The sequence below is a fragment of the Flavobacterium anhuiense genome (assembly GCF_004151235.1).
GTDB lineage: Bacteria > Bacteroidota > Bacteroidia > Flavobacteriales > Flavobacteriaceae > Flavobacterium > Flavobacterium anhuiense_A.
Genome location: NZ_JUIV01000003.1, coordinates 325,090 through 338,252, shown reverse-complemented (window position 1 = coordinate 338,252; position 13,163 = coordinate 325,090). Strand labels below are relative to the sequence as shown.

Genomic DNA, 13,163 nt, shown 5'->3' with positions numbered 1-13,163 from the left:
GCCAATCTATTGGATTTAACTATTAAGAACCCAAAATATATTCTAAGTTACCTTCAATTTCATCATTAATATAACTTTCTTCTAAAAGGGAATCAGATAATAGTTTTTTGTTTTCCTGTAATTTTATGATTTTTTCCTCAACAGTGTTTTTAGAAATAAAACGAATCACATTTACTTTATTCAATTGCCCAATTCTATGTGCTCGACCAACTCCTTGTTTTTCTGCGAAAGGATTCCACCACGGATCCAAGAATAATACGTAAGAAGCTTTTGTAATATTCAAGCCAACTCCACCGGCTTTTAATGAAATAAAGAATAACAACGGATTTTCTTTTTCCTGAAATAATTTTACTTGCTGTTCTCTTTTGTCTGCAGGTGTTTCACCTGTAATTTCGCAGAATTCAATTTTATTTTCTTTACACCAATCGGTATAAAAACTTAAATTGGTAACAAACGAACTGAAAATAATCGCTTTCTGTTTTCCTTTTACTAAACTTTCTAAATAGTTCGTAACCGCAATATATTTTCCAGAATCAATTTCTGAGTCAGCATCGACCATTTTTGGGTGATTACTTAACTGACGCAGTTTCATCAAAGTATTGATAATGCTGATTTTGTCAGGAGATCCGTCAGTTTTAAGAAGGAAATTACGAGCTTTAGATTTTTCTTTTTCGTATAATTTTTCCTGTTCAGGATCCATATCGCAGTAATAAATCTGCTCTGTTAATTCTGGCAAATCTTTTAAAACCTGTTCTTTAGTTCGTCGCAAAATATAAGGCTGAATAAGATTTTTTAATTCTGCCAAAACCTCTTCATTCTGTTTTTTCTCAATCGGATTTTTGAAATTTTCCATAAAAAAAGCATAACTGCCCAAAATCTCTGGATTGATAAACTGCATTTGCGACCATAAATCGTCAAGCGAATTCTCGATCGGAGTTCCACTCAAGGCAATTTTATGTCCCGTACTAATTTTATTTATGGCTTTAAAAATCTTAGAATTTTTGTTTTTGATATATTGACTTTCGTCCAAAATCAAATAACGGAAATCGTATTTTTCTAAAATTGAAATATCGCGATGAATGATGCTGTAACTTGTAAAAATCAAATCGGTTGAATTGATTCTGCTTGCTAATGATTTTCTGTCATTTCCAACATATTGCATTTTCGAAAAGTGAGGCGTAAATTTTCCAGCTTCATTAAACCAGTTAAAAACTAATGAAGAAGGAAGAACAATAAGGGCTTTAAGCGGTTCTCTTTCGACAGTAGTTTCGTTGGCAAATAAATCAAAATTAGTAGTTTTGGTTGTAAAGCCTAATTGTTCTTGCACCGAAACCAAAACAGACAAAGTTTGTAACGTCTTTCCAAGTCCCATATCATCGGCCAAACAAGCACCCATATTGGAATTAAAATGCCCTAAAAGCCATTTTACACCATCAATTTGATAGGGTCTTAAAGTTGCTTTTATTAAATCTGAAGCTGTAAATTCAGCTTGATGAATTTGATCTAAATCATTGTCGATTTCTGAAATTCCGTCTAAAGCAGTAAAATTGCTTTTTCGTAAAAGTAAAACACCATTTTCTGTTTTGGCTAATTTTGCCAAAGAGCCGTATTTGCTAAACCATTCTAACGGAATCAAGAAATAGTTTCCATCAGGCAACGCAAAAAGTCTTTCTTTGCTTTTTATATTTGGAATAATTTCGCTGAAATTGATTTTATAATTTCCAACGGTAATAATTATTTTAATATCAAACCAATCTCCAGTCGTTTCTTTTGATGCAGAAATGGTATAACTTTCTGTAACAATCTCTCTGCTTTCTAATTTCAGATTTTCGACAGTAAAACCTAAACTTTTCAGCTTTTCTTTATTATCAATAATTAGTTGAATATTGACATAAGGATCTTTATTCTCTGCTTCTGAATGTAATCCAAATAGTTCGTTTTTGATTTTGGTTAAACCAATTTCATTTAATTTTTCGATAAAAAAACTTTCTTCAGAATTTCTTTTAAACTGAATTATTTTAGGTTCATTAGCAACACTGAAATCGACAAAAGAATGTGTTTTTTTAGTTTTGCTTGCATCAAATGAATATCCGTTATAATCAAAATAAAGATTGAGATAATAAGAGTTTTTAAAGAAATCATGAATAGGCTGAATCGTGCAGGAAATGATTTTATCTCGAAGTTCAATTTCAAAACCAGTTGCTTCAATATCAATTTTTTTCGCTATTTGCGGAATAAAACTTTTAAAGTAATCATCAACTAATTTTGAAGGGATTTCAATTGATTTTTTCTTTAAAAAAGGCATCAGTTTCTTAGAATTTAGCTCTTTTAACTGTCCTAATTTTTTATTGATAATGAGCCAGCCAGGTTCATCCAAAAGAATTTCAGCTTTGATATCCATTGGAGCAAAAGTGGTTTCATTTTCTTTTAAAGAAAGAGTGTAAGTGATTCCTTCGGGATGTTTGTCAAATTGAATCTGAGGTTCAAAATCAAGCGGATCAATATTGACTCTCGAACGATAAAAATCTTTTTCTGGTCCGAGATTTAGTGACAAAGGAAATTGCTCTTTTACAATCAAATCGTAAAATGAACTCAAATTGAATTTTAAATGCTGACGAATGGCAAAATCAATTTTAGAATCTTTTTGAAGATCAGCAATTGTTTTAGCCGATTTGATTTTTGCGCTGAACTTTTTGAAAATGAATTCAGGTTTTAAAGAATCGCAGGCTGTCAAAATTCTTTTGGTATTAGAATCTAAATTTTCAAAAACGATTCCAAAACTTTCCAGCACGTCGGGACTGGCTTTTTTGTTTAAATACTTAATTTCAGTAGTATTCTCAACGATGTAGGCAGTTGGAATATAGACATTCAGATTTTTTTCCAAACTGATGTCAAAACAGAATTGAAATGGTTTTGTAGGTTCCAAGATTTAGGGATTTGATTAGGCTTGTAATTTGGGAATTGGGCAAAAAATAAAGAGTTTTCAAAATAACAATAATTTGAAAACTCTTTAAATGAACTTATTTATGGTGGAAAGAATTAGTTTTCTTGTTTAAAGCAAAGCGGAATAATTTCGCCTTTTGCTAAACAATATTTTTCAACCAATTCTGGTGCAATTTTATTCGTATAATCTTCTTCGATAACAATAAAACCAATGCTTCTTAATTTATCGAAATAATCGCGTCCATAAACGCGCACGTGATCGTATTGTCCGAAGATTTTAGCACGTTCTTTTTGATCTGTAATAGAATCATCTGCAAAGGTAACTTCGCGAGATAAATCCTGAGGAATCTGTAAAATCGCCATTCCGCCTGGTTTTAAAACTCTGTATAATTCCTGCATTGCTTTTGTGTCATCTGGAATATGTTCTAAAACGTGATTACATAAAATAACGTCATATTCATTGTCTTTGAAAGGTAAATTACAGATATCTGCTTTTACATCAGCCAAAGGCGAAAGTAAATCGGTTGTAGTATAATCGAGGTTTTTCTGATTTCGGAATCTTTTATAAAAAGCTTGTTCTGGAGCAAAATGCAATACTTTTTTTGGCGTTGTAAAAAAATCAGTTTGATCATTCAAATACAACCAAAGTAAACGGTGTCTTTCTAAAGAAAGTGTACTTGGCGAAAGCACGTTATTACGTTGTTTCCCGTATCCGTAAGGCAAAAACGATTTAAAGCTTCTTCCATCAATAGGATCTGTAAATTTATCTCCTCTTAAAGAGAAAGCCAAAATTGGACGCGCAACATAACTCAAGCGAATTAATAAAGGGCGCGGAATTGTATTAAGTACAAGTTTAAATAATTTTTTCACAGGAATAGATTCGGGTTATTTTTTATTATAGAACCAAAGGCACTTTTCTGAATTCGTCTTCTTCGTTGCTTTCGATTCCTAGAGCTTTGTAGATGTATTGAAAAGTCGATAATAATTCTGGTTTTCCATCAATTAAAGCCACATCGTGCTCAAAATGCGCACTAGGTTTTCCGTCGGCAGTCAAAATTGTCCAGCCGTCTTTTAGTTGTTTGATGTTTCTAGTTCCCATGTTGATCATTGGTTCGATTGCTACAACCATTCCTTCAACAAAAAGCTTTCCACGTCCACGTTTTCCATAGTTTGGCATTTCTGGTTCTTCGTGCATTTTTTGTCCAACACCGTGTCCAACCAATTCACGAACTACGCCATAACCATGAGCTTCAGTATATTTTTGAATCGCATTTCCAACATCTTCCACACGATTTCCTGCTTTAAATTCTCTAATTCCAACATAAAGAGATTCTTTAGTTACTTGTAGAAGTTTTTTAACTTCAGGAGCAACTTCTCCAATTTCGAAACTGTATGCGTGATCTCCGTGGAAACCATTTTTGAAAGCTCCACAGTCAACCGAAATAACGTCACCATTTTTAAGAGGAACATTATTTGGAATACCATGAACAACTTGAGCATTTGGACTCATGCAAAGCGAATTCGGGAAATCGTACAATCCAAGGAAACTTGGAACTGCACCGTGATCACGAATAAATTCTTCGGCTAATTTGTCAAGATATAATGTAGTAACTCCTTCTTTAATTTCAGAAGCAATCATTCCTAATGTTTTTGATACGATTAAAGCACTTTCGCGCATTAATTCGATTTCCTCTCTAGTTTTTTGGATAATCATATTTTTTCCATTTTTCAGTTCGCAAAAGTACAATATTTTATCTAAATTTTTTAGCCACGAATTCTCGAATTCTCTCAAACCAAAAATTAAAAAAAAGTTATTACACAAATGGATTAATTAATTTTTAAAGAAAATTCGTGAATTAGTGACTATCAAAACAATCAATAGAGTTAAAGCGTTTCGGAAAAAAGACATAAATTAGTAGTACAAATGCTTATAATTATGGAAACTATTATAGATCGAGATATTGCTAAAGTAAAGGCTCTTAAGAAAATGAAGAGAAATGCTTTAGGACTTTTGGGTATTGCAGTATTGTTGTTTTTAATTGCTATTTATTTTAAAATTCCGATGCTACAGGCTTTTAGCGAAGCGGCAATGGTTGGTGGAATTGCCGATTGGTTTGCGGTTGTGGCACTTTTTCGCCATCCGATGGGAATTCCGATTTGGCATACAGCCATTATTCCGACCAAGAAAAATGAAATAGGAGAGAACCTTGGAAATTTTGTTTCTGAGGAATTTCTGGACCGAGAAAAATTAGAAATTAAACTGGATGAATTTAATTTTGCAACCAAGGCTTCAGAATGGCTTTCGCATGAAGAAAATGCTAATAAAATTGCAAGTGTTGTTGCTCTCAATATTGTTCCAGGTATTTTAAGAACTATAAAAGATGAAGATGTTAGAAAATTTATTCAGGTTCAATTTAAAGAAAAAATTGAAGGAATAAATTTTGGAGATTGGGTCGCATTGGCTTTAGAACCTTTACAAAAAGGTAATGTAAAAGATCAATTATTGACTAATCTTTTGGAAGTGATGAGTGCTGAATTGACGAGCAATAAAGATTTAATTCGAAAAAAAGTAAAAGCTTCAACTCCCTTTTTAAGTTTCGGATTGGCTGATAAAAGTATAACGGAAGGTGTTTTTAATGGATTGCAAGATTTTTTAAACGAAGCAAAAAATCCAGAAAGCACGGTAAGACTTAAAATTGACGAATACGTTTATAATTTTCTAGACAAAATAAAAAACTCCGAAGAAATGAGAATTAAAATCAATGATATGATTTTGGGTTTTGTTGGAAAAAAAGAGGTTCAGGATTACATCAACGGAATTTGGGATGAAATAAAATTATCCATTACAAACGATTTAAATAAAGGTGATGATTCTTCAATAAAAAATAGTATTTCAAATTTAATTCAAACTTTCGGAAACGGAATTAAAGAAGATCCCGTTATGATTGATAAAATCAACAGTTTTATAAAAAATGATTTATTATCGGTTCTTTTAAATAACAAAAAAGTAATTGGGGATTTGATTTCGTCAACCGTAAAAAGCTGGGACGGAAAAGAAGTTTCAGAAAAACTAGAATTAGAAATAGGAAAAGATCTTCAATATATCAGGATCAACGGAACATTAGTTGGTGGCGTTATTGGACTTATTATTTATGGTGTGGAACAATTGTATCATTATTTTATAATGTAATAATCACAATTTTGTCATTTCGAGGAACGAGAAATTGCACTAGAAATTCCGCAAAGATTGTGATTTGTCTGAGGAATTTCTATTGCAATTTTTCGTTAAATATCAAAAAAGTAAATAAATTCTAGTTTTAACTTTCAATTCTCTTTTTTACAATCTCTAAAAGCTCTTCTTTCGTCATAAAAGTTTTTAGGAAATCTTCTAAATTACCTTCATTAGTAACTTCTCTAAAAAAAACTTCATGATCTGTACCAAATAAAGTTGGGTTTTCAGGATCTGGATCGGATAAAGTGATATAAAAATTATCGGGAAAACCATAGCTTGTAACCAGTAAAATAAAATCGGGTGTTGGGTTATTGGTAACTTTTATGATTTCACTTAAATCAGTTTCTTCATCTATAAATTCATCATTCCATTCTTTATAATCTTCTGTGCCTTCTTTGAATGGAGTAAAAGGGTAAGCTTGCCAAAACATTTGTCCAAATCCTTCTTCTGTTAATCTAAAATATTTTTGAATGATTTTATCGTAAAAAGCTTTTTTGTTTTCTTTAAAAAGAGCTTCGTTTTCGTTTATAAAATCACCAATTCCGTAAATAGGTTCTTCTTCTTGAGCGGTTGCCCAAGGTGTATCCGTTGGTCGCTGATACAAAACAGTATCAAAAGTTATGGATGGTAAATCTTCCAATAGCGAATTACCTTTTACATTGTCTATATTTCCGCCTAATTGTTTTATTCTATCTAAAATTTCCTTTTTCATTTTAAAAATAATTAAATCAATACAAAAGTAAGAATTTTCTCTTGGAAATTAGTCGGTTAATATTTTCTAGTAAAATTATTTCGCTCCGCTGGAGCTTTTTTTCGGAGAAATGTTGTTTGGCTAATATTATAATCCGCTGGAGTATTGGCGTGGAATTATATGTAAAATAAAAGAGGCGAATTCTTAGAATTCGCCTCTTTTTTATATAAAGAAAAATATTTTCTACAATAATGAATGACAAGTCATAGCATTTGGTTGCTGAACTCCCATTAATTCTAAAATTGTTGGAGCAATATCACCTAAAACACCATCTTGAATGCTTTTAAGTTGTTTGTCAACTAAAATAATCGGCACTGGGTTTGTTGTGTGAGCCGTATTTGGAGATCCATCAGGATTAATCATTGTTTCGCAGTTTCCGTGATCTGCAATTACGATTGTAGTGTAATCGTTAGCAAGAGCAGCATCGATAACTTTTTTCGCACAAGCGTCAACTGCTTCACAAGCTTTAATTGCAGCTTCCATAATTCCAGTATGGCCAACCATGTCACCATTTGCGAAGTTTAAACAAACGAAATCAACTTCACCTTTGTTCAATTCTGGAACAAGAGCATCAGCCAGTTCGTAAGCGCTCATTTCTGGCTTTAAATCGTAAGTTGCTACTTTTGGAGAATTTCTTAAGATTCTTTCTTCGCCTTCAAAAGGAGTTTCTCTACCGCCAGAAAAGAAGAAAGTAACGTGTGGATATTTCTCAGTCTCCGCAATTCTGATTTGTTTTTTACCTGCTTTTTCTAAAACCTCACCAAGAGTTTCGGTAATATTATCTTTATTGTAAACTACTTTTACGTTTTGGTAAGTTTCGTCGTAGTTTGTCAATGTTACATAATATAAGTTTAGTTTATGCATATTTTGTTCGTGGAAATCCTGTTGCGAAAGTGCTTCAGTAAGTTCACGACCTCTGTCTGTTCTAAAGTTAAAGAAGATTACAACATCACCTTCTACGATAGTTGCAAGCGGTTTTGCATTTGCATCAACCATAACAACAGGCTCGATAAACTCGTCTGTAACGTCTTTTTCATAGCTTTCCAAAACACTAGAAACGGGATTTGTTGATGGAGTTCCAACACCGTTTACTACAAGATCGTAAGCTAATTTTACACGTTCCCATCTTTTATCACGGTCCATTGCATAGTAACGACCAATGATAGAAGCGATTTTTACAGGAGTATCTTTAATATAATCTTCTAAATCATGAATGTATTTTGCTCCAGATTTCGGGTCAACATCACGTCCGTCTGTAAAAGCGTGAACATAAACCTGATCTAAACCGTATTCTTGTGAAGCATCGATTAATCCGCGAAGGTGTGAAGTATGTGAGTGAACACCACCATCTGAAACTAATCCTAAAAAGTGTACTTTTTTATTGTTGTCTTTAGCATAAGTAAAAGCGTCAATAAGAACCTGTTCTTTTGCTAAAGTTTTGTGTTCTACAGCTAAATTTATTTTGGCTAAATCTTGGTATACAATTCTTCCTGCACCTAGATTCATGTGTCCAACCTCACTATTTCCCATTTGCCCTTCTGGAAGACCAACATTTAATCCGTCAGTTCTAAGCTGTGCGCTTGGGTAGTTTTTATAAAGACTGTTTATAAAAGGAACATTTGCATTGTCTATTGCAGATACTTTAGGGTCAGGAGATTTTCCCCAACCGTCTAAAATCATAAGGATAACTTTTTTGTTCATTACTTTTTTGTTTTCTACAAATATAAGGCATTTCTAAAGTTTGAAAACTGAGGAATGTTACATTTATATTTAATAAAATGAACTATAAAAAAAAATATTGATTTAATTGAAGAAGCCTTTATTTTTTAAAATTAATTCACGCTAAGCTCTTTTTCTGATCTTATTTTTGACAGCATTGTAGTCAATAAAGTATTTTACATTAATAGAAAAGATGTGTTTTAGTCTACATTACTTAATAGTCATGACACATTATGCTCGAAATCTTTATTAATAACTCATTCAAAACTAGTAATGTTGTATGTTTTGAATTTACGATTTTCATTTTGTTTTACTTTTTTTAAGAAACGGGTTAAAACGTTGTGATTTTTAGCGTAAGATAAAATCTTACAGAAAGGTCGTTTAGTGTTAAAATTTAAACAAAAAACACTTGAAAATCAGGCTTGTATTTTGCACGGTATGATTTTTTTATATTTTTGCGATACCCAAATTTTTGTTTAACCTAAAGAAATTCAATGATTTACAAAATTTATCCGTTATTTGTGTTTTTGCTATTGTCTTTTGGAAAAGATTCAAAAAACACAGCCGATCTAAAAAAAAATGCCACTGTAAAGACGATTGCTAAAGTCGAAAAAGTTACAGTTGATTCTAAAATCGAGAGCGTTTATAACTCATTAAATTCGAACAATTTTAAAATGCCTGAGCTTAAAACTTTTTCGGAAGCTTTAAAAGGATTTTATTTGTTGAAAGAAAGAGGAGTAATCAAGAAAAATATCCTAACATTAATTGATTTCAGTTTGTCATCAAACACTAAACGTTTGTGGGTGATTGATTTAACTAGCAATACAATTTTGTTTAATTCGCTTGTAGCTCACGGTAGAAATACGGGAGAAGAATTTGCTTCAGCATTTTCAAATCTTAATTCATCATTTAAAAGCAGTTTAGGTTTTTATGCTACTGGCGAAATTTATCAAGGAAAACATGGTGCTTCTTTGCGTTTAGATGGTTTAGAAAATGGCGTAAATGACAATGCTCGCGAAAGAGGCGTTGTAATGCACGGTGCAGATTATGTATCGGAATCTTTTATCAGAAATCATAAAAGATTAGGGAGAAGCCAAGGTTGTCCAGCAGTTCCAGTTGAATTGACAAATGAGATCATAGAATTAATAAAAGACAAATCGTGTTTGTATATCTACCATCCGTCAAGAAGTTTTGCGATGGAAGAGAGGCTAATTTCTTAATTGCTTATATAAATCCGAATCTAAATCATAAATATCAGCTCTAAAAATGAGCTGATTTTTTTTGCTCCATGCTGTCCAATACCATTGGTATAAAGCGTACTTTTTGGTAATCTTGAAACTCATTGTTGTTTTACTCGCAATAATAGTGTCAATTCTGTCTTGAGGCCAGTTTCCGTCAACATCTAATATATGTTGGGCAAGTTCTAATGGATTTTCAACACGTACACATCCAGAACTCATAGAGCGATTATTGCGCCCAAAAATATTACGGTGATTTGTATCGTGAAGATACACGCTGTGATGATTTGGGAATAAGATTTTCATTAATCCTAACGAATTGTCATAACCAGGACTTTGCACATAGCGATAGTTGTTAGGTTTGTTTTCATTCCATGCCATCGGAGAAACTACCTTGCCGGCAGTATCATAGATAGTGATATTCTTATTAGCCAAATAATTTCGGTTTCTTTTCATAGCCGGAACCACATCTTCTTTTAAAATTGTCGGAGGAACAGTCCAAGTTGGATTAAAAACAACCGTTTTTAAAAAAGAAGTAATAATAGGAGTTTTTCTTTTGCTGGTTCCTACTACAATATTTCTAACTAAAGTGGTGTCCTTATTTTCGACAACATTTAAGCTGTAATCGGGAATATTAATAATGAAATAGTTTTCGGCCAATTCTGACGGATACCATCTCCAACGCTCCAAATTGGCAATAATCTGTTTTTTTCGATCTTCTTTAGAATAATTTAGAGCACGAATAGTTCCAGCTCCGATAACTCCATCTGCAGCTAAACCGTGCCTTTCTTGGAATCTTTTTATGGCTTCAAAAGTTTTGTGGTTGTAAATATTGCTAAGGCTATCTTTTCCAGACATGTCATTCCAGTACAAAAGCCTTTTTTTAATGTTTGTTAAAGCGGGATTAGTATCGTTTAAAACAATTTTATCAGTTGCTTCAATAGTTTTTACGTTGTCATCTGGGAAAGTATTGATGATTTCCAACGCTTTTAGGAGTTCTTTGTATGTTTCTGTTTTAGGCTGAATATTTTCTACAATGCTATCTAATTTATTTTTGTTGAATCCTTTAATTAGAACAGAATTCACATCAAATTCTTTTTCGTCCAAATCCCAATTGGTATACAGTTTTTTAGGATCTAGCTTTCCTTTATAGATATGATTTAGATATTTTTCAAAATTATAAGTCAACAAAATATCATACGTAGCTAAATCTTTATCACTAAGTGAGGTTACTTTACTTTCAAACTTTTTCAGTTGAGATATTTTATAATCTTCTGGTTCTAAACCTAATTCTTCTGATTTTTCTAATTGTGCTAAAACAAAAGTTCTCTTTTTAAGATTTCCCCATACGGTTTGATTCTCAGATGCGGCATAAAACTGTTTTAAGGTTTCACTTTTATAGATTCCTATTAATCCTGTGTCTATTTCAACCGTTCTCTCGTCAGTAAGTATAATTGCTGGCGCCTTTTTTTTGATAATAGGTGTAGGTTTTGGGTCTTCTTTTTTACAGCCCAAAAAAAGGCATATTACTACTAAAGAGTAAAATATTCTCATTTTATAATTTTTTAAACATCAAATAATGTTCGCCAACATCTTTAATCTCAAATGCTTCACCAAGTGTTTGATAATTCATTTTTTGATAAAATCCGACAGCGGCAGTTCTGGCGTTGAACCAAATTAAATCTATTTGGTTTTCATTGCAATACACTTCGCAATGTCTTACCAAAGCTTCTCCGATTCCTTTTTTCTGGTGGATTTCTAAAACAGCCATCCCTCGAATCTGAGCTTGATTTTGAGCGGCAAATATAGGATTGATTTTTTCGAATAATGAAATAATTCCTGTTAAATTTTCGTTTTCAAATAAACCGAAATGATGCGTAGATTCTAGGTCGTCTCCTTCAAAGACACAGCTTTCTATAGGTTTTCCTTTTCTTAAAACAGGTTGACGAACGGTATAAGTTTCTTTTGATGGAATTTCTCTGATTGTAATCATGATTTTTTGAAAAAATAATGCTTTTATAACTTTTTAATTTTAAATAAGTTATAAAAAAATGTTGAATTTTATTGATTTTTTTTGCCCAAAAGCTTGTTTTGAACTGAACTTTCTTTCTATATTTGCACAACAAATGCGAAAGTAGCTCAGTTGGTAGAGCTCCAGCCTTCCAAGCTGGTTGTCGCGAGTTCGAGCCTCGTCTTTCGCTCTAAAAAGTAAACACGTTTTACTTTATGTGAGAATAAATTTTTTGATTTTTATTTTGTTTTAAAAATTAAATTTTTTAGTTTTGCACCCAGTTAATGCGAAAGTAGCTCAGTTGGTAGAGCTCCAGCCTTCCAAGCTGGTTGTCGCGAGTTCGAGCCTCGTCTTTCGCTCTTCAAAAGCCTCAAACATTGTTTGAGGCTTTTTTGTTTTTTTGTTTTTTGAACCATATAAGTGATATAAGAAAAATAAAAGTTTTTTATTGAGCTTTTAACATGAACTTATATCATTTATATGGTTTAAAAAATTATTTCAAATCGCTCAAATCGCTTTCTGGTTCTAACTCTTGAGCTTCTTGGTTTTGCTGAAACAATCTCGCAGACAAAGCTCCTTTCAAAGTAATTTTTTCGCCTTTAACTTCCAGCCAACTCCCTTCTCTTAAACCTAAAACAGGAATTGAATTGAAAGCATGGAATTCTTTGATTCTTGTTTCGCGAGTTTCTCCCATGTGCTTAGATTGCAAATCGGCATCCAGATAATGCGGATTTAAGTTGAATGGAATTAATCCTAAAGTCTGAAAGCTTGGAGGGTAAATAATAGGCATGTCGTTTGTGGTTTGCATTGATAAACCGCAAATGTTGCTTCCAGCGCTTGAGCCAAGATAAGGCGTGCCGTTTTTTACGGTTTCAGAAAGCAACTGCATAATATTGTTTTTGTAAAGCTGGGTAACCAATAAAAAAGTGTTTCCTCCGCCAGTAAAGATTCCTTCTGCATTTTTAACAGCATCCTGCGAATTTTCAAATTCATGAATTCCTTTAACATTGACATTGATGCTGTTAAAAGCTTCTGCTGCTTTTTGCGTATACTCGTCATGCGAAATTCCTCCTGGACGAGCATAAGGAATAAATAAAATTGTTTTGCAATTTTTAAAATGTGTTTTTAAAGTAGGTAAAAGATATTCTAAGTAGTTGCCTCCGTGTAAAGTAGAGGTGCTTGCAATGATAATGCTTTTCATGATTTTCAAACTCAAATTTTGTTTGTTAAAGGTATTAAAAACTCTGTTTTTGTTTGAATTTTTAATAT

Annotated in this window: 10 protein-coding genes and 2 tRNA genes; 4 read left to right on the top strand and 8 right to left on the bottom strand. The window is 32.4% G+C overall.

All coding sequences use genetic code 11. The features are described 5' to 3' along the window. Positions 1–22 precede the first annotated feature (22 nt). From NU08_RS07035 to map, 3 genes are all read right to left on the bottom strand, one after another. Positions 23–2,926 (bottom strand): DEAD/DEAH box helicase, encoded by a 2,904-nt coding sequence (locus NU08_RS07035; RefSeq protein ID WP_129746454.1) that lies wholly within the window; start codon positions 2,924–2,926, stop codon positions 23–25. Between the two features lie 113 nt (positions 2,927–3,039). Next, positions 3,040–3,813, bottom strand: coding sequence for a class I SAM-dependent methyltransferase (locus NU08_RS07030; RefSeq protein WP_129746453.1), 774 nt, complete (start codon positions 3,811–3,813; stop codon positions 3,040–3,042). Positions 3,814–3,838: 25 nt separating this feature from the next. Next, positions 3,839–4,657, bottom strand: a complete 819-nt coding sequence (gene map, locus NU08_RS07025) for a type I methionyl aminopeptidase (RefSeq protein ID WP_111284594.1) — start codon at positions 4,655–4,657, stop codon at positions 3,839–3,841. A 222-nt stretch (positions 4,658–4,879) separates the two neighbouring features. Here map and NU08_RS07020 point away from each other — a divergent pair, with 222 nt between their 5' ends. Then, complete coding sequence (locus NU08_RS07020) at positions 4,880–6,133, top strand: DUF445 domain-containing protein (protein ID WP_129746452.1); 1,254 nt, start codon at positions 4,880–4,882, stop codon at positions 6,131–6,133. Positions 6,134–6,260: 127 nt separating this feature from the next. On the opposite strand, the gene NU08_RS07015 is transcribed toward NU08_RS07020, so the two are convergent. After that, complete coding sequence (locus tag NU08_RS07015) at positions 6,261–6,887, bottom strand: hypothetical protein (protein WP_129746451.1); 627 nt, start codon at positions 6,885–6,887, stop codon at positions 6,261–6,263. Between the two features lie 222 nt (positions 6,888–7,109). Beyond that, positions 7,110–8,627, bottom strand: a complete 1,518-nt coding sequence (gpmI, locus tag NU08_RS07010) for a 2,3-bisphosphoglycerate-independent phosphoglycerate mutase (protein WP_129746450.1) — start codon at positions 8,625–8,627, stop codon at positions 7,110–7,112. Positions 8,628–9,139: 512 nt separating this feature from the next. Here gpmI and NU08_RS07005 point away from each other — a divergent pair. After that, positions 9,140–9,865: a murein L,D-transpeptidase catalytic domain family protein gene (locus tag NU08_RS07005; protein ID WP_129746449.1), complete on the top strand. Its 726-nt coding sequence runs from the start codon at positions 9,140–9,142 to the stop codon at positions 9,863–9,865. On the opposite strand, the gene NU08_RS07000 is transcribed toward NU08_RS07005, so the two are convergent. Together NU08_RS07000 and NU08_RS06995 are read right to left on the bottom strand one after the other, a co-directional pair. Beyond that, a complete protein-coding gene (locus tag NU08_RS07000) occupies positions 9,854–11,437 on the bottom strand; it encodes a murein L,D-transpeptidase (protein ID WP_129746448.1) in 1,584 nt (527 codons plus the stop codon). The two genes, NU08_RS07005 and NU08_RS07000, sit on opposite strands and share 12 nt — an antisense overlap. Before the next feature lies 1 nt (position 11,438). Next, the gene (locus NU08_RS06995; RefSeq protein WP_129746447.1) at positions 11,439–11,876 is read right to left on the bottom strand and encodes a GNAT family N-acetyltransferase; all 438 of its coding nucleotides are present in this window, start codon (positions 11,874–11,876) and stop codon (positions 11,439–11,441) included. A gap of 135 nt (positions 11,877–12,011) precedes the next feature. Here NU08_RS06995 and NU08_RS06990 point away from each other — a divergent pair. After that, a tRNA-Gly gene (locus NU08_RS06990) sits at positions 12,012–12,084 on the top strand. Positions 12,085–12,180: 96 nt separating this feature from the next. Further along, a tRNA-Gly gene (locus NU08_RS06985) sits at positions 12,181–12,253 on the top strand. Positions 12,254–12,387: 134 nt separating this feature from the next. On the opposite strand, the gene pepE is transcribed toward NU08_RS06985, so the two are convergent. After that, positions 12,388–13,095 (bottom strand): dipeptidase PepE, encoded by a 708-nt coding sequence (gene pepE / locus NU08_RS06980; RefSeq protein ID WP_129746446.1) that lies wholly within the window; start codon positions 13,093–13,095, stop codon positions 12,388–12,390. Positions 13,096–13,163 lie beyond the last annotated feature (68 nt).